Annotated in this window: 26 protein-coding genes; 14 read left to right on the forward strand and 12 right to left on the reverse strand. The window is 68.5% G+C overall.

The window, feature by feature from the left end:
- The first annotated feature begins 24 nt into the window (after nt 1-24).
- Both MAE01_RS05090 and MAE01_RS05095 read left to right on the forward strand, forming a co-directional pair.
- Entirely contained in the window at nt 25-789 is a 765-nt protein-coding gene (locus MAE01_RS05090; RefSeq protein WP_147038458.1) for an SDR family NAD(P)-dependent oxidoreductase, read from the forward strand.
- Nucleotides 790-874: 85 nt separating this feature from the next.
- Entirely contained in the window at nt 875-1,708 is an 834-nt protein-coding gene (locus tag MAE01_RS05095) for an SDR family oxidoreductase (RefSeq protein WP_147038459.1), read from the forward strand.
- 109 nt (nt 1,709-1,817) lie between these two features.
- Here MAE01_RS05095 and MAE01_RS05100 read toward each other — a convergent pair whose 3' ends face one another.
- Entirely contained in the window at nt 1,818-2,564 is a 747-nt protein-coding gene (locus tag MAE01_RS05100; RefSeq protein ID WP_147038460.1) for a sulfite exporter TauE/SafE family protein, read from the reverse strand.
- Between the two features lie 2 nt (nt 2,565-2,566).
- Nucleotides 2,567-3,205: a bifunctional 4-hydroxy-2-oxoglutarate aldolase/2-dehydro-3-deoxy-phosphogluconate aldolase gene (locus MAE01_RS05105; protein ID WP_147038461.1), complete on the reverse strand. Its 639-nt coding sequence runs from the start codon at nt 3,203-3,205 to the stop codon at nt 2,567-2,569.
- A 116-nt stretch (nt 3,206-3,321) separates the two neighbouring features.
- On the opposite strand from MAE01_RS05105, the gene rlmN reads away from it, so the two are divergent.
- The 4 genes from rlmN to MAE01_RS05125 all read left to right on the forward strand — a co-directional run bounded on the left by rlmN (nt 3,322) and on the right by MAE01_RS05125 (nt 7,978).
- Complete coding sequence (gene rlmN, locus MAE01_RS05110; protein ID WP_147038462.1) at nt 3,322-4,581, forward strand: dual-specificity RNA methyltransferase RlmN; 1,260 nt, start codon at nt 3,322-3,324, stop codon at nt 4,579-4,581.
- Nucleotides 4,582-4,715: 134 nt separating this feature from the next.
- Nucleotides 4,716-6,299, forward strand: a complete 1,584-nt coding sequence (locus MAE01_RS05115; RefSeq protein ID WP_147038463.1) for a DUF4407 domain-containing protein — start codon at nt 4,716-4,718, stop codon at nt 6,297-6,299.
- A 128-nt stretch (nt 6,300-6,427) separates the two neighbouring features.
- Nucleotides 6,428-6,922 (forward strand): hypothetical protein, encoded by a 495-nt coding sequence (locus MAE01_RS05120; protein WP_147038464.1) that lies wholly within the window; start codon nt 6,428-6,430, stop codon nt 6,920-6,922.
- 42 nt (nt 6,923-6,964) lie between these two features.
- The gene (locus MAE01_RS05125; protein ID WP_147038465.1) at nt 6,965-7,978 is read left to right on the forward strand and encodes an aldo/keto reductase family protein; all 1,014 of its coding nucleotides are present in this window, start codon (nt 6,965-6,967) and stop codon (nt 7,976-7,978) included.
- A gap of 263 nt (nt 7,979-8,241) precedes the next feature.
- Here the strand turns inward: MAE01_RS05125 and MAE01_RS05130 are convergent, their stop codons facing one another.
- The 6 genes from MAE01_RS05130 to MAE01_RS05155 are packed head-to-tail and all read right to left on the reverse strand — an operon-like array spanning nt 8,242 to nt 12,311.
- Nucleotides 8,242-8,748, reverse strand: coding sequence for a glycine cleavage system transcriptional repressor (locus MAE01_RS05130; RefSeq protein WP_147038466.1), 507 nt, complete (start codon nt 8,746-8,748; stop codon nt 8,242-8,244).
- Nucleotides 8,749-8,767: 19 nt separating this feature from the next.
- Complete coding sequence (cds1, locus tag MAE01_RS05135) at nt 8,768-9,838, reverse strand: L-cysteine desulfhydrase Cds1 (protein ID WP_147038544.1); 1,071 nt, start codon at nt 9,836-9,838, stop codon at nt 8,768-8,770.
- The gene (locus MAE01_RS05140) at nt 9,835-10,089 is read right to left on the reverse strand and encodes a hypothetical protein (protein WP_147038467.1); all 255 of its coding nucleotides are present in this window, start codon (nt 10,087-10,089) and stop codon (nt 9,835-9,837) included. The genes cds1 and MAE01_RS05140 overlap by 4 nt, the downstream gene beginning before the upstream one ends.
- A gap of 29 nt (nt 10,090-10,118) precedes the next feature.
- Nucleotides 10,119-10,940 carry a GntR family transcriptional regulator gene (locus MAE01_RS05145; RefSeq protein ID WP_147038468.1) on the reverse strand — a complete coding sequence of 274 codons (822 nt, stop codon included), beginning with the start codon at nt 10,938-10,940 and terminating at the stop codon, nt 10,119-10,121.
- Nucleotides 10,941-11,339 carry a D-ribose pyranase gene (rbsD, locus tag MAE01_RS05150; RefSeq protein WP_147038469.1) on the reverse strand — a complete coding sequence of 133 codons (399 nt, stop codon included), beginning with the start codon at nt 11,337-11,339 and terminating at the stop codon, nt 10,941-10,943.
- Nucleotides 11,340-11,351: 12 nt separating this feature from the next.
- A complete protein-coding gene (locus MAE01_RS05155; RefSeq protein ID WP_147038470.1) occupies nt 11,352-12,311 on the reverse strand; it encodes a ribokinase in 960 nt (319 codons plus the stop codon).
- A 98-nt stretch (nt 12,312-12,409) separates the two neighbouring features.
- Here MAE01_RS05155 and MAE01_RS05160 point away from each other — a divergent pair, with 98 nt between their 5' ends.
- Nucleotides 12,410-13,078 carry a transaldolase family protein gene (locus tag MAE01_RS05160; RefSeq protein WP_147038471.1) on the forward strand — a complete coding sequence of 223 codons (669 nt, stop codon included), beginning with the start codon at nt 12,410-12,412 and terminating at the stop codon, nt 13,076-13,078.
- 94 nt (nt 13,079-13,172) lie between these two features.
- Here MAE01_RS05160 and MAE01_RS05165 read toward each other — a convergent pair whose 3' ends face one another.
- Complete coding sequence (locus MAE01_RS05165) at nt 13,173-13,850, reverse strand: FadR/GntR family transcriptional regulator (RefSeq protein ID WP_147038472.1); 678 nt, start codon at nt 13,848-13,850, stop codon at nt 13,173-13,175.
- Between the two features lie 47 nt (nt 13,851-13,897).
- On the opposite strand from MAE01_RS05165, the gene MAE01_RS05170 reads away from it, so the two are divergent.
- The gene (locus MAE01_RS05170) at nt 13,898-14,764 is read left to right on the forward strand and encodes an amidohydrolase family protein (protein ID WP_147038473.1); all 867 of its coding nucleotides are present in this window, start codon (nt 13,898-13,900) and stop codon (nt 14,762-14,764) included.
- Nucleotides 14,765-15,034: 270 nt separating this feature from the next.
- Here the strand turns inward: MAE01_RS05170 and MAE01_RS05175 are convergent, their stop codons facing one another.
- Together MAE01_RS05175 and MAE01_RS05180 are read right to left on the reverse strand one after the other, a co-directional pair.
- Nucleotides 15,035-15,820, reverse strand: coding sequence for an SDR family NAD(P)-dependent oxidoreductase (locus tag MAE01_RS05175; RefSeq protein WP_147038474.1), 786 nt, complete (start codon nt 15,818-15,820; stop codon nt 15,035-15,037).
- Nucleotides 15,802-16,662, reverse strand: coding sequence for a fumarylacetoacetate hydrolase family protein (locus MAE01_RS05180; protein WP_147038475.1), 861 nt, complete (start codon nt 16,660-16,662; stop codon nt 15,802-15,804). Before MAE01_RS05180 ends, MAE01_RS05175 begins: the two co-directional genes overlap by 19 nt.
- A 125-nt stretch (nt 16,663-16,787) precedes the next feature.
- On the opposite strand from MAE01_RS05180, the gene MAE01_RS05185 reads away from it, so the two are divergent.
- The 3 genes from MAE01_RS05185 to MAE01_RS05195 are packed head-to-tail and all read left to right on the forward strand — an operon-like array spanning nt 16,788 to nt 19,470.
- Entirely contained in the window at nt 16,788-18,083 is a 1,296-nt protein-coding gene (locus MAE01_RS05185) for an L-fuconate dehydratase (protein WP_147038476.1), read from the forward strand.
- The gene (locus tag MAE01_RS05190) at nt 18,070-19,041 is read left to right on the forward strand and encodes an aldo/keto reductase (protein WP_147038477.1); all 972 of its coding nucleotides are present in this window, start codon (nt 18,070-18,072) and stop codon (nt 19,039-19,041) included. Before MAE01_RS05185 ends, MAE01_RS05190 begins: the two co-directional genes overlap by 14 nt.
- A gap of 9 nt (nt 19,042-19,050) precedes the next feature.
- Entirely contained in the window at nt 19,051-19,470 is a 420-nt protein-coding gene (locus MAE01_RS05195) for an RbsD/FucU family protein (protein ID WP_147038478.1), read from the forward strand.
- A gap of 185 nt (nt 19,471-19,655) precedes the next feature.
- Here the strand turns inward: MAE01_RS05195 and MAE01_RS05200 are convergent, their stop codons facing one another.
- Nucleotides 19,656-20,528, reverse strand: coding sequence for a sugar phosphate isomerase/epimerase family protein (locus MAE01_RS05200; RefSeq protein WP_147038479.1), 873 nt, complete (start codon nt 20,526-20,528; stop codon nt 19,656-19,658).
- A gap of 196 nt (nt 20,529-20,724) precedes the next feature.
- On the opposite strand from MAE01_RS05200, the gene MAE01_RS05205 reads away from it, so the two are divergent.
- The 3 genes from MAE01_RS05205 (at nt 20,725) to MAE01_RS05215 (ending at nt 24,326) form a co-directional block, all read left to right on the forward strand.
- A complete protein-coding gene (locus tag MAE01_RS05205) occupies nt 20,725-22,227 on the forward strand; it encodes a sugar ABC transporter ATP-binding protein (RefSeq protein ID WP_147038480.1) in 1,503 nt (500 codons plus the stop codon).
- Nucleotides 22,227-23,258 (forward strand): ABC transporter permease, encoded by a 1,032-nt coding sequence (locus MAE01_RS05210; protein ID WP_186806127.1) that lies wholly within the window; start codon nt 22,227-22,229, stop codon nt 23,256-23,258. Before MAE01_RS05205 ends, MAE01_RS05210 begins: the two co-directional genes overlap by 1 nt.
- Nucleotides 23,259-23,324: 66 nt before the next feature.
- Nucleotides 23,325-24,326, forward strand: coding sequence for an ABC transporter substrate-binding protein (locus MAE01_RS05215; RefSeq protein ID WP_147038481.1), 1,002 nt, complete (start codon nt 23,325-23,327; stop codon nt 24,324-24,326).
- Nucleotides 24,327-24,480 lie beyond the last annotated feature (154 nt).

Genomic DNA, 24,480 nt, shown 5'->3' on the forward strand with positions numbered 1-24,480 from the left:
GCAGAATCGTTCGAAGGAGAACCTATGCAGATCAAGGGATCCGGTGCACTGATCACGGGTGGTGCCTCCGGCCTCGGCCTCGCGACCGCACGTGCGCTCGCCGCAGCAGGAGCGCACGTCACGCTGCTCGATCTGCCGTCATCCGCCGGTGCAGAGATGGCGGCGGAGCTCGGCGGGACCTTCGCGCCGGGCGATGTCACGAGCCCCGAGGATGCCGCCTCCGCGGTGGCCACGGCGAACGAGAACGCGCCGCTGCGAATCGTCGTCAACTGCGCCGGCATCGCCCCGCCCGCCAAGGTCCTCGACCGCGACGGCACCCCCGCCGTCCTCGCGGATTTCGAGCGCGTCGTCCGCATGAACCTCGTCGGGACGTTCAATGTCACTTCGCAGGCAGCAGCAGTCATCGCGAAGAATGAGCCGTCGGACGGGTCGACCGACCGCGGCGTCATCGTGAACACGGCATCCGTCGCCGCGTTCGACGGGCAGATCGGCCAGCCGGCGTATTCGGCATCCAAGGGCGGCGTGCACGCCATGACCCTCCCGATCGCGCGCGAACTGGCGCGCTACGGCATCCGCGTCTGCACGATCGCGCCGGGGATCATGGAGACGCCGATGCTCGCCGGCCTCCCCGAAGCAGCGCAGGCCTCGCTCGGCCAGCAGGTGCCGTACCCCGCCCGGCTCGGAAAGCCGACCGAGTACGCCGCGCTCGTGCAGAGCATCGTCGAGAACGGCTACCTCAACGGCGAGACCATCCGCCTCGACGGTGCCATCCGCATGGCACCCAAGTGAGTCGGCACGGCTGCTCAGGTCGCGATCTCTGCCGTTCTGAGCACCGGATGACAGCAGAATCCGCGACCCGAAACCGAGGAGAGACATGACCACCCTGGCCGGTAAGACCATCCTGATGTCCGGCGGCAGCCGCGGCATCGGCCTCGCGATCGCATTGCGCGCGGCGCGTGACGGTGCGAACATCGCCATGCTTGCGAAGACCGACACCCCGCATCCGAAGCTCGAGGGCACGATTCACACCGCCGCCGAGCAGATTCGCGCGGCCGGAGGCAACGCGCTGCCGATCGTCGGAGACGTGCGCGAGGACGACGACATCACCGAGGCCGTCATGACGACGCAGGGCGAGTTCGGCGGCATCGACATCGTCATCAACAACGCCAGCGTCATCGACCTGTCGCGCTCGCTCGATCTCGGCGCGAAGAAGTACGACCTCATGCAGGACGTCAACGTCCGCGGCACGTTCATGCTGTCGCGCGCAGCGATCCCGCAGCTGCGCGAGGCCGCGAACCCGCACATCCTCTCGCTGTCGCCGCCGCTGAACCCGACGCCGAAGTGGCTCGGCGCGCACACCGGCTACACCCTCGCGAAGTACGGCATGACCATGGTCACGCTCGGGCTGGCCGCGGAGTTCGCATCGGACGGCATCGCCGCGAACACGCTGTGGCCGCGCACGACGATCGCGACCGCCGCGGTGCAGAACCTGCTCGGCGGCGACAAGGTGATGGCCGCCAGCCGTACCGCCGACATCTACGCGGATGCCGCGTACGCCGTGCTCACCAAGCAGGCAGCCGAGTACAGCGGGCAGAGCCTCATCGTCGAGGACGTACTGGAAGCGGATGGCGTCACAGACTTCTCCGGCTACGCCGCCATCCCCGGCACCCCCGACGATCGCTTGTTCCCCGACATCTTCCTCGACTGACCCGCGCGCCGCGCTCGAACGGCCCCCCGAGATTGCATTCCGCGGCCGAAACCGCCGGAAATGCAGGCGATCTCGGCCGCGGAATGCAATCTCGCAGGGTGGGCGGGCGTCAGAACAGCAGGTAGACGGCGCCGACGATCGTGAGGCCGATCACCATGCGGTCGAACACCTGCTGCTTCATCCGGCGAGCCAGCCAGAGCCCGGCGAACGCCCCGGCGACGACGAGCGGGACGAGCGCGGCATCCATCAGGAGCACCTGGCCGTCGAACAGGCCGATGCCTGCGAGGAACGGCACCTTGAACAGGTTCACGATCGCGAAGAACCACGCCGAGGTGCCCAGGAACACTTGCACCGGTGTGCGCATCGCGAGGAAGTACATCGACATCACCGGTCCTGCGGCGTTCGCGACCATGGTCGTGAAGCCGGCCAGCGCGCCGTAGCCGGATGCGGCGATGATGCCGTGGGCGGCGGGCGCGGCATCCGCCCTGCGCTGCCGCCATCTGCGCCACAGGGTGACGGCGATCATCGCCAGCAGGATGATCGCGATCGCGCGTCGGACGATGGCGTCGTCGCCGACGGCGAGGAACGCGAAGCCGGCGAGCAACCCCACGAGCACCGCGGGCGCTAGACGCAGCAGGCTCGGCCAGTGCGCGTGCCGCCGGTACGCGATCAACGCGAACACGTCGCCGACGATGAGCAGCAGCAGGAGCGCGGCCGTCGACGTGCGCGCCGGCAGCACGGTCGCGAAGATCGCGACGGGCAGGATGCCGCCGCCGGGGATCGCGGTCTTCGCCAGGCCCACCGTCACCGCCGCGATGCCGAGAGCGACCCAAGCCCACGGCAGCAATTCGGTCATGCTCAGCCGCGGACGGCGGAGAGCGCGGCGGCGAATCGCGCGGCGCGCTGGGTGATGTCGTCCCAGTCCTCGGCCTTGATCGACGCGGAGTTCGCCAGGTCGCCGCCGGCGCCGACGGCCACCGACCCTGCCGCGAACCATTCGGCGAGGTTGTCTGGCTTCACGCCGCCGGTGGGCATGAGCGGAGCATCCGGGAACGGTCCGCGCAGCGCGCCCAGGTACGAGGGCCCGCCGAGGGATGCCGGGAAGATCTTCACCACGTCGACCCCGAGCGCCAGCGCGCCCATGACCTCGGTCGGCGTCATCGCACCGGTCATGACGACCGCGCCGGTGTCGAGCATCGCGCGCGTCAGGTCGGGCAGTGTGCCGGGGCTCACCAGGAACTCGGCGCCGGCGTCGGCGGCGGCCTGCGCCTGCTCGGCGGTCGTGACGGTGCCGGCGCCGATGTAGGCGGCATCCCCGTGGCGTGCGATGAGCTCGCGGATGACGGACGGGGCGTCCGGGGTCGAGTACGTGACCTCGATGCCGGTGATGCCGCCGCGAATGATCGCCTCGGCGGTCTCGAGTGCGAGCTCGGGGGAGGGTGCTCGCAGGACGGCGAGGACGCCGGAGGTGCGTGCGCGGGCGAGGCGGTCGGTCATGAGGCTCCTTGATCGGGGTGCCGTCCCATTCTGCTGGATCGCAACCTGTAATGACAACCGAGCGGGATGCCAGCGCCCCAGCGCGTTCCCACCCGTGAGCCCGTACCCTGGAGGGTATGACCGAGAACTCCCGCATCCGCTCGACGGGGCCCGCGAAAACGCAGGTGCGCCCGCGCACCGAGGGCTGGACCCAGAAGACGGACGAGTCCGGTCGTCCGCTGCTGCAGTTCGCCAGCCCGAAGCGCGGCAAGCCGCCGGTGCACCTTGCCGACCTCACCCCGGCCGAGCGTGCCGAGAAGGTCAAGGAGCTGGGGCTTCCCGGCTTCCGCGCCAAGCAACTGTCGACGCACTACTTCACGCACTACACGTCCGATCCGGCGCACATGACCGACCTCCCGGCCGCGCAGCGCGACGAGCTCGTCGCCGGCATGCTGCCGCCGCTGCTCACCGAGGTGCGGCGACTGGAGACCGACAAGGGCGACACGATCAAGTTCCTGTGGCGCCTGCACGACGGTGCGCTCGTCGAGTCCGTCCTGATGCGCTACCCCGGTCGCATCACGCTGTGCGTCTCGAGCCAGGCCGGCTGCGGCATGAACTGCCCGTTCTGCGCCACCGGCCAGGCGGGCCTCACGCGCAACATGTCGACCGCCGAGATCATCGAGCAGATCGTGCGCGCCAACCGCCTCATCGCGAACGGCGAGCTCGGCGGCAAGAAGGCCGACGACCACAGCATGGAGCGCGTGAGCAACATCGTCTTCATGGGCATGGGAGAGCCGCTTGCCAACTACAAGCGAGTGATGGATGCCGTGCGCATCATGGTCGCCCCGCAGCCCGACGGCCTCGGAATGAGCGCCCGCGGCATCACCGTCTCGACGGTCGGCCTGGTGCCGGCGATCCGCAAGCTCGCCGACGAGAACATCCCGGTGACGTTCGCGCTCTCGCTGCACGCGCCCGACGACCACCTGCGCGACGAGCTCATCCCGGTCAACTCCCGCTGGAAGGTCGACGAGGCACTGGATGCCGCGCGCGAGTACTACGAGAAGACCGGACGCCGCGTCTCGATCGAGTACGCGCTCATCAAGGACATGAACGACCACGCCTGGCGCGCCGACCTGCTGGCGGAGAAGCTCAACCAGCGCGGCCGCGGTTGGGTGCACGTCAACCCGATCCCGCTGAACCCGACTCCTGGCTCGGTGTGGACCTCGTCAGAGAAGGACGTCACGGACGAGTTCGTGCGCCGCCTGAACGACGCCGGCATCCCGACCACCCTGCGCGATACCCGCGGCAAGGAGATCGACGGAGCCTGCGGTCAGCTCGTCGCCACCACCGAAGACGAGGCTGCCGCGGCTGCGGTCAATGCGGCGCAGCCGCGTTGAGGGCGGGTCGGGGCAAGGTTGAGCGAGCGCAGCGAGCCGAAACCCGAGCGGCAGCGGTCAGCTGACGGAATTCCTGAGGGCGCTCGCAGGCGTCTTCCGGCTGTCCCACAGGCGGAGTTTCCTAGTCTCTAGGGATGTCCTATTCCGCACATCGTGACGGCCGCATGGGTTCCGACGGCCGGATCTCGTTCGAAACCGACGGCCAGAACGGCCCGGCAGACGACGACATCGATTTCCTGCGCGACTACGAGCCGACCGGCAGCGAATCGACAGGCAGCGAGCCGACGGCATCCGACTTCTCGGCTGCGCACGAGCCCGAGACCGAGGAGCTTGCGGATCTGGAACGCGCTCAGGGCGCCTTCGGCCCGTCCAGGATGAAGCGGACCAAGCCGAAGCGCGCCAAGAAGCCGCGCACGCCAGGCTCGCGCCTGCGCACCATGGCGATCCTCGGCGGCGCCGACGGCGAAGTGCTCGACCGGGTCCCCGGCGAGACTCCGCGATTCGTGCAGATGTTCTTCGTGCTCGCCGGCACCGCCCTGGTCTCGGCGATCTCGATGATGTTCGCCCTCACCACCGGTGTGCAGGTGGCCATCTGGCTCGCCGTGCCGCTGGCGATCGTCTGGGCGGCGATCATCTTCAACCTCGACCGCTTCCTCACGTCGACCATGACGTCGACCCGCAGCATCGGCAAGCTGATCGGCCTCGCGCTGCCGCGCGTCGCGATGGCGATGCTGATCGGATTCCTCGTCGCCGAGCCGCTCGTGCTGCAGGTGTTCCACAACGACATCTCCCGCGAGGTCGCCGCGACGAACATCGTGCAGGCGCAGTCCGATCAGGATGCTCTGGAGAGCGGCCCGGAACGCAAGGCCCTGGATGCCGCGTCCGAGCGGGTCGCGACCCTCGAGAACCAGGCCGCGACCGGCATCGTCGCGGACACCGATTCGGGGTCGGCATCGACTTCCGCTGCGCAGGCCACCGTGGACGACGTCACCGCCAAGATGACCGAGCAGCAGAAGGTGATCGACTCTGCGCGGGCGCTGTACCAGTGCGAGCTCACCGGCGAGGGCGCGGGCGAGGTCCCGGGCTGTACGGGTGTGAACGGCGAGGGGTCGAGCTCCGATGCGGCCGAGGCGCAGCTCGCGCAGGCGCAGCAGACCTACGACGCGCTCGCAGCCCAGCTGCGCACCGCGAACGACGACCTGGCCGCCGCCGAGACGTCGTCGAAGGAGAACACCGCCTCGTCCGAGTCCGCCAACCGGCAGCAGGCCAACGACCAGTTGCCGGCGGCCCGCGACACGTATCAGCAGGCGCTCGACGCTTACAACGCGCGCGCGGACTCCGTCGCGGAGGGCAATGCCGGAGCCGTCGGGCTGCTCAGCCAGATCAGCGGCCTGAACCGCCTCGCCGAGAAGGAGCCGACCATCTGGTGGGCGCACTGGCTGATCGCGGCACTGTTCTTCATGATCGAGCTCCTGCCGGTAATCGTGAAGGTGCTCACCAGCTACGGCGATCCCTCGCTCTACGAGAAGGCGTACGCGATCCGCAAGCAGGTCGACCTGGACAGGGTGACGGCCGAAGGATTCCGTGACAGAGCGTCGATCGTGACGACCGCGGATGCCGCGGCATCCGACCCCGCGTCCGACCCCGGAGGGATCGACGCCGGCGTCCCGACGCAGCCGCTGACGCGCGCCGACCTGCGGGAATCGGTGTCGGTGTAGCGTCTCGGCGCGGACGCGGCGGATGCCGTGTTGGCGGGCGGGTGCCGTACGAGTCGTGACGATTCTCAGCGCGCAGAGCGGGCGATAGTCATACAGCATGGCTCTGCTGCCCTGCCTAGAATCGCGGTATGACCTCATCGCGGCGGGGCACCGTGCTCATCTCGATCGGCGGCGCGCTCGCCGTGGCCGCATACGCCGTGTGGGGTGCGGTGCAGATCACGATCCTGACGCCGCTCGCGGCGGCGCCCGGGCTCACCCTTCGCGAGATTCGCGAGGAGATGGCGGCAGTGGGGGAGTCCCCCTCGGATGCCGCGGTCGTGATCTTCCTCACGCTCGGTGTGGTGTTCGCTGCCGTCGTGGCCCTGATCGTCATCCGCGCCCGTGTCCAGGCCGGTGTCGCAGCGGTGCTCTTCCTCGCACTTCTGATGCTCGGCGGGCCGGCGCTGTTCGTCGCGTCGTTCGGCCCCGGGATGGCGCTCGCAGACACCTTCGGTGTCGCGGGCGGAGTCTCGGCGCCCGGAGTGGCACCGCTGTACGCGGTCAGCGCATTCGCCGGGGTCGGATGCATCGTGCTCGGAGTGGCGCTCGCGGTGCGGTCGCGCCCGATCACCGTGACAATCTGACACTCTCGCCCAGCGACCGCCTGAAGGTCGTAGCGTGGACGCATGGTCAACTATCGTCACCTCGGAAACAGCGGACTCAAGGTCTCGGAGATCACCTTCGGCAACTGGGTCACCCATGCCTCGCAGGTCGAAGACGACGCCGCGGTCAAGACCGTGCACGCCGCCCTCGACGCCGGAATCACCACATTCGACACCGCCGACACCTACGCCAACACGGCGGCCGAGGTCATCCTCGGCAAGGCGCTCGAGGGTCAGCGCCGCGAGAGCCTGGAGATCTTCACGAAGGTCTACTTCCCGACCGGCCCCAAGGGGCCGAACGACACCGGACTGTCGCGCAAGCACATCCTCGAGTCGATCAACGGTTCGCTCAAGCGCCTCGGCACCGACTACGTCGACCTGTACCAGGCGCACCGCTTCGACTACGAGACGCCGCTGGAAGAGACCTTCCAGGCGTTCGCCGACGTGGTTCGTTCCGGCAAGGCGCTGTACATCGGTGTGAGCGAGTGGACGGCCGAGCAGTTGCGCGAGGGGCACGCGCTGGCCAAGCAGGTGGGTGTGCAGCTGATCTCGAACCAGCCGCAGTACTCGATGCTGCACCGTGTCATCGAGGGCAAGGTGGTGCCGGCATCCGAAGAGCTCGGCATCTCCCAGATCGTCTGGTCGCCGATGGCGCAGGGCGTGCTCAGCGGCAAGTATCTGCCCGGCCAGCCGGTGCCGGAGGGCTCGCGCGCGACCGATGAGAAGAGCGGCGCGCACTTCATCCAGCGCTTCCTGAACGATGAGGTGCTGACGGCGGTGCAGCGGCTGAAGCCCATCGCCGAACAGGCCGGGCTCACGATGCCGCAGCTCGCGATCGCATGGGTGCTGCAGAACCCCAACGTCGCCGCGGCCCTGGTCGGAGCGTCGCGCCCCGAGCAGCTCGCCGACACGGTCAAGGCCTCGGGAGTGGGACTCGACGCCGACACGCTCGCCGCGATCGATGAGGCCCTCGGAGACACGGTCAACAGTGACCCGGAGGACACCTACTCGGTCTCGCCGAAGACCCGATTGGTCTGAGCCACGGGACGGAGCGAGGAGCTTGCGACTCGTCGCTCCGCTCCTCGCTCAAGCCGTTTCGTCTCCGGCGCTTCGCGCCTCCGCTCAACGACCCGCAAGGGAATCGTCCGCGCGCGGGGAGGTTCCCGCCGGGAGGCTCCAGCGGGAGAGGTCCCTGCGAAAGCAGCTCCTCCTGTGAAGAGCCTTCAGTTGCGGGTCGTTGAGCGGAGACGGCGCAGCCGTCGCAGACGAAACGGGGTGAGTGAGCGGAGCGAGTCGAAGCCTCACTCGAGCGTGATGTCGACCTGGAGCTCGGCGGTGAGCCGCTCCAGGTCGGCGCGCAGCGCCGCCAGATCGGCGGATGCCGGCACCGTCGCCGCCACGGACGCCTCGAACAGGCGGCCGCCGGCCATCGCGGCATCCCGCGTCTCGGTCGTCATGTCCTGGATGCTGAGCTCGTGCGCGCGCAGCACCGCCGAGACCTCGCGCACGATGCCGGGCCGGTCGTTGCCGAGCACCTGCAGCGTGATGGGCTGTTCGGCGGCGGCCTGAGCATCCGCTCCGGTGTGCACCGAGACGGTCAGCAGACCGACGAGGGTGCGCAGCGCCTCCTGCAGCTCGTTCTCGCGCTCGGGCGCGACCGACACCTGGATCACTCCGGCGAAGACGCCGGCGAGCTCGGCGAGTTGACTGCTCTCCCAGTTGCCGCCGTGGGCATCCACGATGTCGGCGACGGCCGCGACGAGGCCAGGGCGATCGGATCCGGCGACGGTGAGGATCAGAGTGGTCATGCGGCCAGCGTAGCCGCGGTCACGGCTCGGTGGTGTCCCAGACGCCGGTGGCGAGGAAACGGTCGAGGCGCGCCCGGTGCGGCGCGAGGTCCCAGCCCCGCTCCGCCACCCAGTCGTCCGAGTAGTAGGTGCCCGCGTAGCGGGCGCCGCCGTCGCAGATCAGCGTCACGACGCTGCCGGTCCGGCCCTCGGCGCGCATCCGGGCGATGAGCTGGAACGCCCCGACGAGGTTCGTGCCGGTGGATCCGCCTGCCCAGTGCAGCGTGCGCTCCTTGAGCAGCCGGATGGCGGCGACGGATGCGGCATCCGGGATCTGCAGCATCTCGTCGATCACGCCCGGGACGAACGACGGCTCGACGCGCGGCCGGCCGATGCCCTCGATGCGGCTCGGCATCCCTGTCGTGTAGTCCGCAGCTCCGGTGCTCCATCCGCCGTAGAACGCCGATCCCTCCGGGTCGACGACAGCGACGCGAGTCGGATGCTGGCGGTAGCGGACGTACCGGCCGAAGGTCGCGCTGGTGCCACCGGTGCCGGCACCGACCACGATCCACTCCGGGATCGGATGCCGTTCGCGCTCGAGCTGGTTGAACACGCTCTCGGCGATGTTGTTGTTGCCGCGCCAGTCGGTCGCGCGCTCGGCGTAGGTGAACTGGTCGAGGTAGTGCCCGCCGCACTCGGAGGCGAGCCGCTCGGCCTCGCCGTACATCTCCGGCGCGCGGTCGACGAAGTGACAGCGTCCGCCGTAGAACTCGATCAGCTCGATCTTCTCCGGGCTGGTGGAGCGCGGTACGACGGTGATGAAGTCGAGTCCCAGCATCCGGGCGAAGTAGGCCTCAGAGACGGCGGTCGATCCGCTGGACGCCTCTACGAGGGTGGTGTTCTCGTGAATGCGACCGTTCACGAGCCCGTACAGCACGAGCGAGCGGGCCAGACGGTGCTTGAGGGAGCCGGTGGGATGCACCGACTCGTCCTTCAGATACAGATCGATGCCCCACTGGGGCGGCAGCGGGAACACGTGCAGATGCGTGTCAGCGCTGCGGTTGGCGTCGGCCTCCAGCAGGGCGATCGCGTTGCTGGCCCAGGACATCATCCGAGGCCGGACTGCGCCGCCTGCCACGCGATGACTCCGACGGCCGCTGCAGCGAGCACCAGGATCACGATCACCGGGACGAACCAGCGCGCCCTCTGCCTTTGTTGACGGACCACCGGTGCCGGCTTGGTGAGCGGGCCGGGCGCCGGTGAGGGGCGATCGGTCAGGTCTGCCACCGGCGGCGGCGAATCCGTCTCGGCGTCATCGCGCTCGTCGGGCGTCCGGCTGGAAGTGGGATCAGCGTCGACCATCGTCGTCCTCTCCGAGGCGCGTGGTCACCTCAGACAGAGACTGTACCCGCCCTCGACGTGCCACCGGTGCCATCGACATGCAGAAGCGAGGCCTGGGACTGCTCTTGACGCAGCCGGAACTCGAATCTCGACCGGTCGCCGCGGTGCAGCGCGATGAAGTACTCGATCGGGGTGCCGGAGGCATCGCGGCTGATGCTGCGCAGCCGCAGCAGCGCCGAACCGGCGCTGACGCCCAGGTGCTGAGCGTGATCGTGCGTCGCGACGGTCGCCTCTGCGGATCGCACGCCGTCGGTGGCCTGGATGCCGTGATCGGCGAGCAGTCGGTAGAGGGATGCCTCGGACAGGTCGACCCCGAGGGTGACGGCGCCGACGGCATCCGGCATCCACGTCGTCGAAAGCGACCACGGTTCCCCGTCCACGTGCCGGAGCCGCTCGAGGGCGATCACGGGTGAGCCGACGGGGACCTCGAGGGCGGCCGCGACCTCGGCGTCGGCATCCTCCCGCTCGTGGCGCAGGATGTCGCTGTGCACGTGACCGCCGCGCTGTTCCACGTCGTCGTAGAGACCGATCAGGGTGTGCACGAGCGACTCGCTGGTACGCGGGCGGGAGACGAAGGTGCCCTTGCCCTTGACGCGCTCGACCATGCCCTCGTGCTCGAGCTGCGCCAGCGCCTGCCGCACCACGGTGCGGGAGATGCCGTACCGCTCGCACAGTCGGTGCTCGCCGGGGAGTGGGTCGCCTGGCTGCAGCCCGTCGCGCTCGATCCCGTCGATGATGAGCTGTCGCAGCTGGTCGTACATGGGCGCTGCAGAGTGCCGGTCGATCGCGTCTTCGCCGCGCTGCGCCGACATCTAGTACGCCACCCCTGCGTGCAGGATGACGTTGGCGTACGGCGTGAACTCACCCGACCGGATGAACGCGCGCGCATCGTGCGTGCGCTTCTTGAACTCCACGTGCGGCACGAGCTCGATCTCGATGCCGGGGAGCCTCTCGCGCAGCTGGGCCAGCACCTCGGGGCTGTGGTCGGCAACCTCGGCCGACACGGTCGCGCCCTCGACCACCATCTCGGCCAGCACGGTGTCGAGCACGTCGAAGAACGCCGGGGCGCCGGGGCGATAGGCGAGATCGATCCGCTCGGAAGCGGGCGGGATCGGCAACCCCGCATCCGTCACCACGATGAGATCGGTGTGGCCGGTCTCGCTGATGACCCGCGAGAGCGCCGGGTTGATCGTCGTCGAGGTCTTTCGCATGGTGACTCCTGATCAGGAAGCGCGCGCGGCGCTCGGCTGGGCGAGGAACGCGTCGACATCGGCGCGGACGGGAAGGCTGGGAGAGGCTCCGTACTTCGTGACCGTGAGCGCTCCTGCGGCCGTGGCCAGGCGGACGGCATCGGTCAGCGTCGCACCGTTCGCCAGCGCGGCACCGAGGTACCCGGCGTAGGCGTCACCGGCTGCGGTGGTGTCCACGGCCTCGACCGGCATCGGCGGAACGATGGTGCTGCCCTCGGCGGTCACGACGCAGGAGCCCTGCGCGGCGAGGGTGATGACGGCCGCGGCGACGCCCTGGTCGAGGAACCAGCGTCCGGCCTGTTCGGCGGTGGCGGCATCCGTCACCTCGATGCCGCTGAGCACCGATGCCTCCGTCTCGTTCGGCGTGACGATGTCGATGCTTCGCCACACCTCGGCGGGAAGGGGCGCTGCAGGTGCCGGATCGAGGATGACGGTGAAGCCGAGCTCCTGTCCGCGTGAGGTGATGTGCGTGGTGAGCGCCGACGGCGTCTCGAGCTGGGTCAGCAGGACGGATGCCGTGCCCGCGAGGTCATCCAGCGCCGCGTCGATCTGCGCGGTGTTGAGCTCGGCGTTCGCGAGCGGGACCATGACGATGTCGTTCTGCGCCGAGGCGTCCACCCGGATGTGGGCGATGCCGGTCGGTCCGGGGACGGTGCGCAGGTGCGTGAGATCGACGCCGGCGTCCGTCAGGCCGTCGACGATGAGGTCGTGGAACAGGTCGTCGCCCACGCAGCCGACGAAACTGGTGCGGGCGCCGGCGCGTCCGGCTGCGACCGCCTGGTTGGCGCCCTTGCCGCCGAGGAACAGTGTGAACTGATCACCGAGGATGGTCTCGCCCCTGGCGGGGAGGCGCTGGGAGAACGTGGTCACATCCGCTGTGACGCTTCCGACGATGACGACGCCGGTGCGTCCTTCAGTGGGGGAGGCGGGCATGGGGCTCCTTTGACTTCGCCGGTTCCTGTCATTACATTAGCCGAATCCGCACCTGTAACGACAGGTTGCGCCTCCCTCCGTTCCCGAGGAGTCCTCCCATGTCTTCTGCTGCCATCGCTCCGCGCCTGTACGTCGACAGCGCCGACCTCGACCGGGTCTCGCGGCTGCTGCGCGCCGGCGTCGTGCACGGCGTGACGACGAACCCGACGATCCTCGAGCGGGGCGGGCGCACGGCGGCGGAGATCCCCGACCTCTACGCGCGATGGGAGGGCGAGGGCGCCCGCGAGATCTTCTTCCAGACCTGGGGTGCGTCGCGCTCGGACCTGCTCCGCAACGCCGACACGATCCGCGCGCTCGGTGAGCGGGTGGCGGTGAAGGTTCCGGCCACCGCCGAGGGATTCGCCGCGGCATCCGCTCTCGTCGCTGACGGGGCGAGCGTGCTCGTGACGGCCGTGTACTCGGCGGGGCAGGCGCTCGCCGCTGCGAGCATCGGTGCGCGGTACATCGCGCCGTACCTGGGCCGCCTGCGCGATGCCGGCGTCGACGGCGATGCGCTGATCGCGCGGATGCAGGAGGTCTGCGCCGGCAGCGAGACCAACGTCCTCGCGGCGAGCCTCCGCTCGGCCGATGACATCGTGTCGCTGCGGCTGGCGGGCGTGCCCTACTTCACCGCAGCACCGGATGTGCTCGACGAGCTGCTGTTCCATGAGGTCAGCGACAGCTCGGCGGCCGAGTTCGAGGCCGCGATGGGGCGCATCGGGGCCTAGGCGGGGCCGGCTCAGCGGCCGGTGCGCGCCATCTTGTGACACACGCGGCATCGATCGATGGCGCGGATGCTGAGAAGTGTCGCGAGGCGGCCGGTCAGGCGGTCGCGGCCTGACGCAACCAGCGCTCGACGCCGGCGATGTGCGCCGTGGCGAGCGATGTCGCCAGGTTCGGATCGCGCTGCGCGATCGCGTCGGCGATGGCCCGGTGCTCGGACAGCGTACGCTCGACAGCGCCCTGCTCTGTGAGTCCGCGCCACACCCGCGCGCGCACGGTCTGGCCACTCAGGCTCTCGATGAGGCTCGCGAGGTAAGTGTTGCCGGCCATCTGAACGATCTCGCGGTGGAAGCGGATGTCGTGGTCGACGAGGTCGTCGATCGTCACGTCGGCGTCGAGCGATGCCAGCTCGGTCTCGAGTGCGGCGACGGCCTCATCGGTGCCGAGGGTCGCGGCAAGGCCCGTGGCCTGCGACTCGAGCATGCGCCGAACCGCGAAGATCTCGAGCAGCGAGTCGTCGTCGTGCATGTCGGCGACGAAGGAGACCGCCTCCAGCAGCAGGTGGGGCTCGAGGCTGGTCACGTACGTGCCGTCGCCGCGGCGCACGTCGAGAACGCGGATGACCTCGAGCGCCTTCACCGCTTCGCGCATCGAGTTGCGGGAGAGGCCGAGTCGTTCGGAGAGCTCTTTCTCGGGCGGCAGGCGATCGCCGGGGGAGAGCTCGCCGGACACGATCATCGCCTTGATCTTCTCGATAGCCTCGTCGGTGACTGCCATATCCGTCATCCTAGCGATTGGTCGGATGTCTGAGGCAGGATGGTGGGATGCGTGTTCTCGACTCTCACCTGCACCTCTGGGACCCGGAGATCCTCGACTACGCCTGGCTGGAGGGTGATCTGAATGCGGCGTTCGCCGCAGCAGAGTTGGCCGAGGATCAGCTCGAGGACGTCACGCAGCAGGCCGCAGTGTTCGTGCAGGCCGAACCCCACCACAGACAGGCGCTCGACGAGGTGCGCTGGGTCGACTCGATCGCCGACGCCGTCGGTGTGGTCGCGATCGTGGCAGGCGCCCGGCTGCATCGCCGAAGGAAGCTCGTCGCGCACCTCGACGCTCTGGCCGCGCACCCGCGGGTCGTGGGTGTTCGGCATCTTCTCCAGGGCGAGCGCGACGGATTCGCTCGGCGTACATCATTCATCCAGGGCGCTCGCGAGGTGGCCGCGCGCGGCCTGAGCTTCGACGCCTGTGTGCGCGCCCATCAGATTCCCGACGTCACGGCCCTTGCCGAGGCCGTCCCGGAACTGCGCATGGCGCTCGACCATCTCGGCAAGCCGGCCATCGGCGCACCGGAGGCTCCGCTGGCGCCGAGTGCTGAGTGGATCCGTGACCTGCGCGAACTGGCAGCCCACCCTCAGGTGTCCGTCAAACTCTCGGGTCTTCCGGCGGAGTCCGCGGGGCGCATCGATGAGGGCCAGATGGAACCGTTCCTGGATGCTGCCGTCGACGCCTTCGGCGAGGAGCGGCTGATGTGGGGCAGCGACTGGCCGGTGTCGTCGGTGGATGACGGCTCCTACTACTGCCCCGGCAATCGCGACGACTGGTGCCACACCGTCGCCGACTGGGCACGGGATCGCGGCCTCGACGTCGACGCGATCATGTGGGACAACGCCGCGCGCTTCTACCGGGTCGCGTAGCGGGTGCGGGGAGGGCCGGCTTCGACTCCGGCGCTGCGCGCCTCCGCTCAACGACCCGCGTGGGACCGAAACTGTTGCGGGTCGTTGAGCGAGCGTCAGCGAGACGAAACGGGGTGAGCGAGGAGCCGGAGGCGACGAGTCGAAGCCTGGTCTTCCCCCGCGGCTTCGACTCGCTCCGCTCGCTCACCCCGTTTCGTCTCCGGCGCTCCGCGCCTGCGCTCAACGACCCGTGAGAGGCGAACTCAACGGTTCACGTCGAGCCCCCCCGACCTACTCGGCGCGCAGGCGCAGCTGCGCCATGCCTCCGTCGACCTCGATGAACGTGCCCGTCGTCGAGCCCGCGGCCGGCGACACCAGGTACGCCACGGCAGCGGCGACCTCGTCGGGGCTGACCAGCCGGCCGTGCGGCTGCCGCGCCTCGAGCGCCGCGCGCTCGGCACCGGGGTCATCCGCCTGGTCGAGCAGACGCCCGACCCACGGGGTGTCCGCAGTTCCGGGGTTCACGGCGTTCACGCGGATGCCCTCGCGCAGGTGATCGGCGGCCATCGCGCGGGTGAGTGCCGAGACGGCCCCCTTGGACGCCGAATACAGGGCGCGCTGCGGCAGGCCGGTGGTGGACGCGATGGATGCCGTGTTGCACACCGCCGCCGCGGGCGACCGGCGCAGCCACGGCAGTGCGGCCGAGGTGACGCGAGCGATGCCGGTGACGTTGACCGACAGCACACGTGCCCACTCGTCGTCTTCGTTCGCGCTGATGTCGCCGACCGATCCGATGCCCGCGTTGTTCACGACGATGTCGATGCGGCCGAACTTCTCCGCAACGGCCGCGACCGCGGCATCCACGCTTGCGCGATCCGAGACGTCCGCGGTGAACGCGGCGAAGCGCTCATCGGCGCCCGCGATGTCGCGGTCGAGCACGGCGATCTGCGCGCCGTCCTCATGCAGACGGGCGGCGATCGCCGCACCGATGCCGGATGCGCCCCCTGTGACGATCGCGACGAGTCCGTCGAGCGCCGGTCCCTGAGCCTGTCGAAGGGTCACTTCGACGCCTCCCATGCCACGAACTCCTGACGCTGATGCCCGAGCCCGTCGATTTCGATGTCGACGACATCGCCGTCGGCCAGGTACGGGTACTTGCCCGACAGGGCCACGCCCTGCGGGGTGCCGGTGAGGATGAGATCGCCGGGCTCGAGTGTCACATACTGCGACAGGTGGTGCACGATCGTGCGCACGTCGAAGATCATGTCCGAGGTGTTCGAGTCCTGACGGGGCTCGCCGTTGACGAAGCTGCGGAGATTCAGGTTGTCGACGTCGACCTCATCGGGGGTGACGAGCCAAGGACCCGTCGGGTTGAAGCCCGCCGCGATCTTTCCCTTCGACCACTGCCCGCCCGAGACCGCCATCTGGAAGTCGCGCTCGGAGACGTCGTTCGCCGTGACATAGCCGGCGATGTGCGCATCGGCCTCCTCCGGCGAATCGAGGTACGCGGCGCGGGCGCCGATGACGATGCCGAGCTCGACCTCCCAGTCGGTCTTCTCGCTCCCGCGCGGAATGGTCACGGCGTCGTTCGGGCCGACCACGGTGTTCGGCGTCTTCAGGAAGATGATCGGGATCTTCGGCGGTTCGGAACCCGACTCCGCCGCGTGCGCGGCGTAGTTCATGCCGATGCAGATGACCGCGCTCGGCCGGGCGATCGGAGCGCCGATGCGCAGGTCCGCGGCATTCTCGAGCTCGGGCAGCTCTCCGGCCGACAGCGCCTCGGCGACGCGAGACCGGAAGTCGCCCGAGAGGAAGTCCCCGTTGACATCGGATGTAACGGGGCGCAGGTCGAGGTGGCGGTCGCCCTCGACCAGGACGGGAATCTCGGATCCAGGGGCGCCAAGCCGCGCGAACTTCATGGTTCTCCTACCTCGTTGGGGAGCCGCCGTCGGGCGGCATGTCTGATTGACAGTATAGACATCCGATGTTTACACTCCAAGGGATCCGTGCAGGAACTTCGTGCTGCACGCAGGAGAGGACCGCCGTGAGCCGCATCGTCGCACTCGACACCACCGACATCCGCTTTCCCACATCGCTGAGCCTTGATGGCTCCGACGCGATGAACCCCGACCCGGACTACTCGGCGGCATACGTGGTGATCCGCACCGACGCCGACGCCGACATCGCCGGCCACTCCTTCGTCTTCACGATCGGCCGCGGCAACGACGTGCAGGTCGCGGCGATCGACGCGCTCGCCGGTCACCTCGTCGGCCGCGAGATCGAGCCGCTGCTGGACGACATGGGCGGCACGTTCCGCGACATCATCGGCGACTCGCAGCTGCGGTGGCTGGGCCCCGAGAAGGGCGTCATGCACATGGCCATCGGCGCCGTGATCAACGCGCTGTGGGACATCAAGGCCAAGCGGGCGGGGCTCCCGCTCTGGCAGCTGCTGTCGCGCATGACGCCGGAGGAGATCGTCGACCTCGTCGACTTCCGGTACCTCACCAACGCGCTCACCCGCGAGGAGGCGCTGGAGATCCTCCGCGCCGGCGTCGACGGACGTGAACAGCGCGAGACCGAGCTGCTGGCCACCGGCTTCCCGGCTTACACCACCAGCCCCGGCTGGCTCGGTTACTCCGACGAGAAGCTCGAACGCCTCGCCCGCGAAGCGCTCGCCGACGGCTTCACGCAGATCAAGCTCAAGGTCGGTGCCGACCTCGACGACGACATCCGCCGGTTCCGCAAGGCCCGCGAGGTCGTCGGTCCCGACTTCCCCATCGCGATCGACGCCAACCAGCGCTGGGAGGTGTCCGAGGCGATCGAGTGGGTGAACGCGCTCGCCGAGTTCGGGCCCGCCTGGGTCGAGGAGCCCACCAGCCCCGACGACATCCTCGGTCACGCCGAGATCGCCCGCGGCATCGCGCCGATCCGCGTCGCCACCGGCGAGCACGCGCAGAACCGGATGATCTTCAAGCAGCTGCTGCAGGCGAATGCCATCGAGGTCATGCAGATCGACGCCGTCCGCGTCGCGGGTGTCAACGAGAACATCGCGAACCTGCTGCTGGCCGCGAAGTTCGGCGTGCCGGTCTGCCCGCACGCGGGCGGTGTCGGCCTGTGCGAGGCCGTGCAGCACCTGTCGATGTTCGACTTCGTCGCCGTCAGCGGCTCGCGCGAGGGCCGCCTCATCGAATTCGTCGACCACCTCCACGAGCACTTCGTCGTGCCCACCGACATCCAGGGCGGCTCGTACATGCCGCCTGTCGCGCCGGGTGCGAGCATGGAGATGAAGGCGGAGAGCATCGAGAAGTACGCCTGGACGGGTGCGCATGTCACGAACTGAACCGACGATCCCGCCGCTCGGGTACGGCGCCGCGAACGTCGGCAACCTCTTCCGGGCGCTCACAGACGACGAGGCGTGGGCGGTGCTGGATGCCGCGTGGGACAGCGGCATCCGCTACTTCGACACCGCACCGCACTACGGCCTGGGGCTGTCGGAGCGCCGACTGGGTGCGTTCCTGCAGACCAAGCCGCGCGAGGACTTCTTCCTCTCGACGAAGGCCGGGCGGCTGCTGCGCCCGAATCCCGCGTACGCCGGTGGTCTCGACACCGACAACGACTTCTTCGTGCCGGATGATCTGCAGCGGGTGTGGGACTTCTCGGATGCCGGCATGCGGACCTCTCTCGACGAATCACGCGAGCGACTCGGGATCGACCGGATCGACCTCGTCTACCTGCACGACCCGGAGCGCCACGACCTCGACCTCGCGATCGCCGAGGCGTTCCCGGCGCTGGAGCGGCTGCGCGACGAGGGCACGATCGGCGCGATCGGCGTCGGTTCGATGGTGTCGGAGGCACTCGCCCGCTCCGTGCGCGAGGCCGACCTCGACGCCATCATGATCGCCGGGCGCTACACGCTGCTCGAGCAGCCGGCCGCCGAAGACGTGCTGCCGGCCTGTCGCGAGCGCGGCACCGGTGTGGTCGCGGCATCCGTCTTCAACTCCGGCCTGCTCGCGAAGGCCGAACCGACCCGCGACAGCCGCTACGAGTACGGCGGGGTGCCCGACGAGATCTGGGACCGGCTGCAGCGGATCGTCGCTGTGTGCCGCGCGCACGACGTCCCGCTGCCGGCGGCCGCGATACAGTTCCCGCTTCGGGATGCCGCGACCCGCTCGGTCGTCGTCGGCAGCTCTCGCCCGGAGCAGGTGCGGCAGAACGCCGCGCTCGCCGCGACGGATATCCCCCACGAGTTCTGGGCCGAACTCGAAGACGCCGGCCTCATCCCCGCATCCACCGACTGAGGAGGAACAATGCTCGAAGGAATCAACCCGCTGCTCACCGGCGAGCTGCTGCTGCACCTCGACCGGATGGGGCACTCGGACGCCGTCGTCATCGCCGACGCGCACTTCCCAGCCTGGGCGCTGGGGGAGCGGACGATCGATCTGCCGGGCACGACGACGCCAGAAGTGCTGGCGGCGATCCGCACGGTCATCCCGCTCGACGACGCGCCCGGCCTCGACCTCATGGAGTCCGCCGACGGCGAGATCCTGGGCGTGCAGCGAGAGCTGATGGATGCCGCGGGCACCACGACCGAGACCACCCGGTTCGTCGAGCGCTTCGCGTACTACGAGGTCGCGAAGCCCGCCTACCTCATCGTTCGCACCGGCGAGACCCGCAAGTACGGGAACGCCCTGCTGCGCAAGGGCGTCGTCGGCCATGCCTCTGCGTGAGCGGGCCCGCAGGGCTGACCATGCGGGTCATTGAGCGCAGGCGGCGCAGTCGGACCCTTCGATCCCCACGCCCCACTCCAACCGCCGCTTCGCGTCGCTCGGAGCCTCCGGGGCGCGTGGGCCCGACTCAGGGGCCGACTCTTCGCTCCCTGAGCCCGTCGAAGGGTCGAAGAGACCAGACGGGATCAGTGCAGGTCGACCGTCCCCACCGCGTGCAGCGCGTCGCGGATGTAGCGGTTGGCGTGCGCGGCGAGGTCGTCGGAGTCCTGCCACAGGTTGCGCCAGACGCCCAGCGTGTTGCTGAGCTCGGCGCTCACCACGGCCGACGAGAACGACTCGAACACGACCGGTCCGTCGTACGCCACGTCGTGCAGCGCGCGGAAGAAGGTCGCGAAGTCGACCGTGCCCGTGCCGAGGTACCCGCGGTGGCTGTCGCCGATGTGCACGTAGCCGAGCTTCCCGGCCCTCGCGACGTCGTGCACGGGCTGGAAGAAGTCCGACTCCTCGATGTTCATGTGATAGGTGTCCAGGTGCACGCTGACGTCACCGGCCACGCCGTCGAGGAAGGCCAGCGCGCCGCGTCCGGTGTTGAAGACGTTCGACTCGTAGCGGTTGACGACCTCGAGCGACAGGCGGATGCCGCGCTCCGCGGCCTTCGCCGCCAGATCGGAGATCGCGGCCTGGCTGCCCGCGATCCCGCGATCGCTCGCCGGTGCCATGTACTTGCCCATCGCCGAGTAGATGACCCCGCACAGCACGTCGCCGCCCATGGTCGCGACGTGATCCAGGCAGCGTTCCAGCATCGAGACGCCCGCCGCCACGACCGCGGGATCCTCGCTGGTGAGGTCGGTCGCCGGCGTCAGGCCGAGGGATGCCGTCACTGCGAGGTCGTTGTCGCGCAGCATCCGTCCGGCGAGGTCCGAGTCGAAGCCCGCGGCATCCATCAGCGGGATCTCGATGAGGTCGAATCCCGCGCCCTTGGTGCCCTCGATGGCGCGCCGCAGGCCCGCCTCGTCGAAGGTGCCGGTGAAGACCAGTCCGTGCGCGCCGATGAGCATTTGGATCCCTTCCGATGCGCGTCCGAGCGCATGCGTGACAAGTTGTTATTACAGGTCTACCATGTGAGGAAGTCGTTAGGTACATTTAGATACAACTTGCGCAGGATCGAACCAGCCTGCACAATTGATCCGATGTTTGAAATGGATTCCACGAAGGAATCGACCCGAAAGAACCTTCAAGGAAGCAGGTGAGCACATGAGCGATCCCATCCTCCGGGTGGAAGGCATCAGCAAGGGCTTCCCCGGCGTGCAGGCACTCAAAGATGTGCACCTCGAGGTGCGCGCCGGCGAGGTGCTCGTGCTCGTCGGTGAGAACGGTGCAGGCAAGTCGACTCTGATGAAGATCCTCTCCGGGATCTACACCCGCGACGAGGGCACGATCACCTTCGAGGGCGACGAGGTGGAGCTGACCAGCCCCCTTCAGGCCCAGCAGCTCGGCATCACGATCATCCATCAGGAACTCAACCTGATGCCCGACCTCACGGTCGCCCAGAACATCTTCATCGGCCGCGAGCCCACCTCGGCGATGCTGCTCTCAGAGCGGCGCCTGAACCGTCAGACCTCCGAACTGCTGACGCGCCTGAACATCCGGCTCGACCCGCGCCAGAAGGTCGGCGAGCTCACGGTCGCCGAGCAGCAGATGGTCGAGATCGCGAAGGCGCTGTCGTTCAACGCCAAGGTGCTCATCATGGACGAGCCGACCTCCGCGCTGACGGACAGCGAGGTCGAGACGCTGTTCACCCTGATCGAGCAGCTCAAGGCGGACGGCACCGGCATCGTCTACATCTCGCACCGCATGGACGAGCTGCGGCGCCTGGCCGATCGGGTGAGCGTGCTGCGGGACGGGCAGTACATCGGCTCGCTCGAGAAGAGCGAGATCAGCATCCCGAAGATCATCGAGATGATGGTCGGACGCGTCATCGACGAGGGCACCCGCCCCGCCGCCCGCGACCACCAGGCCGACCCCGTCGTTCTCGACGTCGACGGGCTGTCGACCAAGGCCCTGCTGAAGGACGTCTCCTTCCAGCTGCACCGCGGAGAGATCCTCGGGTTCGCCGGTCTCATGGGCGCCGGTCGTACCGAGACGGCTCGCGCCGTCATCGGCGCCGACCCGCGCAGTGCCGGAACCATCCGGGTCAACGGTCGCGACGCGCGCATCCATCAGCCCAAGGATGCCGTACGGCGAGGCGTCGGCTACCTGTCCGAGGACCGCAAGCAGCTCGGGCTCATGCTCGAGCAGGACGTCACGTTCAACACCGTGCTGGCGTCGCTGGGCAACTACGCCGGTGCGCTCGGCTGGATGGGCGACGGCAAGGCGAAGAACCAGACCAAGCAGTACGTGCAGCAGCTGCGGGTCAAGACGCCGTCGGTGAACCAGATGGTCAAACTCCTCTCCGGAGGAAACCAGCAGAAGGTCGTCATCGCCCGCTGGCTGATGCGCGACTGCGACATCCTCATCTTCGACGAGCCGACCCGAGGGATCGACGTCGGCGCGAAGGAAGAGATCTACCGGCTCATGCAGCAGCTCGCAGACGCCGGAAAGTCCATCATCGTCATCTCGTCGGAGCTTCCCGAGATCCTGCGCGTCGCCAACCGCATCGCGGTGTTCGCGAACGGCCGGATCACCGGGACCCTCCGCAACGAGGAAGCCAGCCAGGAGAAGATCATGCAACTCGCAGCCCACGGGGAGGAAGACTGATGAGCACCCCACAGCAGTCCGGAGAGACGACGACCGTCATCCAGCAGGCCGTCAACGAGAACACCGACAAGCGTGACGTCACCGGCTTCCTGAAGCGCCAGCTTCAGCAGTCGCTCGCGTTCGGCACCCTTGTCGTGCTGGTGGTGTTCTTCTCGATCGCGAGCCCGAACTTCTTCACCCCGAGCAACATCGCCACGGTGCTGCTGTCCACGGCGGTGATCGGCATCCTCGCCCTCGGCACGACCTTCGTGATCATCACCGGCGGCATCGACCTGTCACTCGGAACCGGTATGGCGCTCTGTGCGGTCATGACCGGTGTCTTCATCACGAACTGGGGACTGCCGGTTTGGATCGGCGTCCTCGGCGGCATCGCGACCGGTGTGCTGATGGGCCTGATCAATGGGGTCAACGTCACGTTCCTGCGCCTTCCCCCGTTCATCGCCACCCTCGCGATGATGATGATCGCCGGCGGCCTCGCCCTCGTCGTCTCCAACGTCGCGCCGATCTACTTCTCGTCGTCCGCTCCGGACTTCAAGAAGATCGCGCTCGGCGTGCTGATCCCCGGCATCCCGAACGCCGTCCTCATCACTGCCGTGCTGGCGATCATCGCCGCGATCGTGCTGTCGAAGACGCTGCTGGGCCGCTACACGTTCGCCATCGGCTCGAACGAGGAGGCCACGCGGCTCTCGGGTGTCGACACCCGCCGCTGGACGATCCTCATCTACATGTTCGCGGGCGCCTTCACGGGCGTCGCCGGCATCATCATCGCCTCGCGCCTCGACTCGGCGCAGCCGCAGATCGGCACCGGCTACGAGCTGCAGGCGATCGCGGCCGTGATCATCGGCGGCACCTCGCTGCTCGGTGGCCGTGGCTCCATCCTCGGCACCGTCGTCGGCGCGCTGATCATGAGCGTGCTCGTCAACGGCCTGCGCATCATGTCGATCCAGACCGAATGGCAGAACATCGTCGTCGGCGTCGTCGTGCTGCTGGCCGTGTTCTTCGACTCGCTGCGCAACCGCCAGCGGACCTGATCGTTCCCTTCCCTGTCCACCACGCCGGTCCTGGCCGGCATCAATCACAGAACAATGGAGTTTCCAATGCGATTTGGCAAGAAGACCGCATTCGCGGCACTCGTGGCCGCATCCGCGCTCGTCATGGCCGGCTGCGCCGGCAGCGGTGACGTCATCGAAGAAGGTGGCGGCGCCGAAGGCGGAAGCGGCGACGGCGAGATGTACATCGCCCTCGTCTCGAAGGGCTTCCAGCACCAGTTCTGGCAGGCCGTCAAGACGGGTGCAGAGCAGAAAGCCGAAGAGCTCGGCGTTCGCATCACCTTCGAGGGCCCGGCCGCCGAGACCGAGATCGCGCAGCAGCTCGAGATGCTCACCTCGGCCATCGACAAGAACCCGGATGCCATCGCCTACGCCGCCCTCGACCCCGAGGCCTGCGTCGCCCCGCTCGACAAGGCGAAGTCGAAGGACATCCCGGTCGTCTACTTCGACGCTCCCTGCAACGGTGACGTGGGCCTGAGCCTCGCAGCCACCGACAGCAAGGTCGCCGGTGCGCTGGCCGCAGAGCACATGGCCGAGCTCATCGGCGGAGAGGGCGAGGTCGGCATCGTCGGACACTCGCAGATCAACTCCACCGGTGTCGAGCGCCGCGACGGCTTCGTCGAGAAGATCGAGTCGGACTACCCGGACATCGAGATCGTCGACATCCAGTACGGCGACGGCGACCACCTGAAGTCGGCCGACATCGCCAAGGCCATGATCGCCGCTCACCCCGACCTCAAGGGCATCTACGGCACCAACGAGGGCTCGGCCATCGGCGTCGTGAACGCGGCGAACGAGCTGGGCCTGGAGAAGGGCAAGATCAAGATCGTCGGCTTCGACTCCGGCGCCGCTCAGATCAACGCGATCAAGGACGGCACCATGGCCGGCGCGATCACGCAGGACCCGATCGGCATCGGCGCGCAGGTCGTGCAGGCCGCGTACGACGCCGCCAACGGCGAATCGGTCGAGGAGTTCTACGACACCGGCTCGTACTGGTACGACGCCGACAACATGGAAGACGAGAAGATCGCCGCAGTCCTCTACGAGTGATCCTCTCCTGACGCGGGCGGCCCCTCACCTTCGGGTGAGGGGCCGCTTCGTGTTGCGCCAGGGAGGCTCCTGTGGGTTGGATGCCAGGGAAGTCTTCTTGCGGGTCGTTGAGCGAGCGGAGCGAGACGAAACGGGGTGAGCGAGCGTCAGCGAG

This window comes from Microbacterium aerolatum (assembly GCF_007988825.1).
Classification (GTDB): domain Bacteria; phylum Actinomycetota; class Actinomycetes; order Actinomycetales; family Microbacteriaceae; genus Microbacterium; species Microbacterium aerolatum.

Coding starts and splice junctions, on each gene's coding strand:
- MAE01_RS05090 (WP_147038458.1), top strand. CDS start 25: ATGCAGATCAAGGGATCCGGTGCACTGATCACGGGTGGTGCCTCCGGC.
- MAE01_RS05095 (WP_147038459.1), top strand. CDS start 875: ATGACCACCCTGGCCGGTAAGACCATCCTGATGTCCGGCGGCAGCCGC.
- MAE01_RS05100 (WP_147038460.1), bottom strand. CDS start 2,564: ATGACCGAATTGCTGCCGTGGGCTTGGGTCGCTCTCGGCATCGCGGCG.
- MAE01_RS05105 (WP_147038461.1), bottom strand. CDS start 3,205: ATGACCGACCGCCTCGCCCGCGCACGCACCTCCGGCGTCCTCGCCGTC.
- rlmN (WP_147038462.1), top strand. CDS start 3,322: ATGACCGAGAACTCCCGCATCCGCTCGACGGGGCCCGCGAAAACGCAG.
- MAE01_RS05115 (WP_147038463.1), top strand. CDS start 4,716: ATGTCCTATTCCGCACATCGTGACGGCCGCATGGGTTCCGACGGCCGG.
- MAE01_RS05120 (WP_147038464.1), top strand. CDS start 6,428: ATGACCTCATCGCGGCGGGGCACCGTGCTCATCTCGATCGGCGGCGCG.
- MAE01_RS05125 (WP_147038465.1), top strand. CDS start 6,965: ATGGTCAACTATCGTCACCTCGGAAACAGCGGACTCAAGGTCTCGGAG.
- MAE01_RS05130 (WP_147038466.1), bottom strand. CDS start 8,748: ATGACCACTCTGATCCTCACCGTCGCCGGATCCGATCGCCCTGGCCTC.
- cds1 (WP_147038544.1), bottom strand. CDS start 9,838: ATGATGTCCTGGGCCAGCAACGCGATCGCCCTGCTGGAGGCCGACGCC.
- MAE01_RS05140 (WP_147038467.1), bottom strand. CDS start 10,089: ATGGTCGACGCTGATCCCACTTCCAGCCGGACGCCCGACGAGCGCGAT.
- MAE01_RS05145 (WP_147038468.1), bottom strand. CDS start 10,940: ATGTCGGCGCAGCGCGGCGAAGACGCGATCGACCGGCACTCTGCAGCG.
- rbsD (WP_147038469.1), bottom strand. CDS start 11,339: ATGCGAAAGACCTCGACGACGATCAACCCGGCGCTCTCGCGGGTCATC.
- MAE01_RS05155 (WP_147038470.1), bottom strand. CDS start 12,311: ATGCCCGCCTCCCCCACTGAAGGACGCACCGGCGTCGTCATCGTCGGA.
- MAE01_RS05160 (WP_147038471.1), top strand. CDS start 12,410: ATGTCTTCTGCTGCCATCGCTCCGCGCCTGTACGTCGACAGCGCCGAC.
- MAE01_RS05165 (WP_147038472.1), bottom strand. CDS start 13,850: ATGGCAGTCACCGACGAGGCTATCGAGAAGATCAAGGCGATGATCGTG.
- MAE01_RS05170 (WP_147038473.1), top strand. CDS start 13,898: ATGCGTGTTCTCGACTCTCACCTGCACCTCTGGGACCCGGAGATCCTC.
- MAE01_RS05175 (WP_147038474.1), bottom strand. CDS start 15,820: ATGGGAGGCGTCGAAGTGACCCTTCGACAGGCTCAGGGACCGGCGCTC.
- MAE01_RS05180 (WP_147038475.1), bottom strand. CDS start 16,662: ATGAAGTTCGCGCGGCTTGGCGCCCCTGGATCCGAGATTCCCGTCCTG.
- MAE01_RS05190 (WP_147038477.1), top strand. CDS start 18,070: ATGTCACGAACTGAACCGACGATCCCGCCGCTCGGGTACGGCGCCGCG.
- MAE01_RS05195 (WP_147038478.1), top strand. CDS start 19,051: ATGCTCGAAGGAATCAACCCGCTGCTCACCGGCGAGCTGCTGCTGCAC.
- MAE01_RS05200 (WP_147038479.1), bottom strand. CDS start 20,528: ATGCTCATCGGCGCGCACGGACTGGTCTTCACCGGCACCTTCGACGAG.
- MAE01_RS05205 (WP_147038480.1), top strand. CDS start 20,725: ATGAGCGATCCCATCCTCCGGGTGGAAGGCATCAGCAAGGGCTTCCCC.
- MAE01_RS05210 (WP_186806127.1), top strand. CDS start 22,227: ATGAGCACCCCACAGCAGTCCGGAGAGACGACGACCGTCATCCAGCAG.
- MAE01_RS05215 (WP_147038481.1), top strand. CDS start 23,325: ATGCGATTTGGCAAGAAGACCGCATTCGCGGCACTCGTGGCCGCATCC.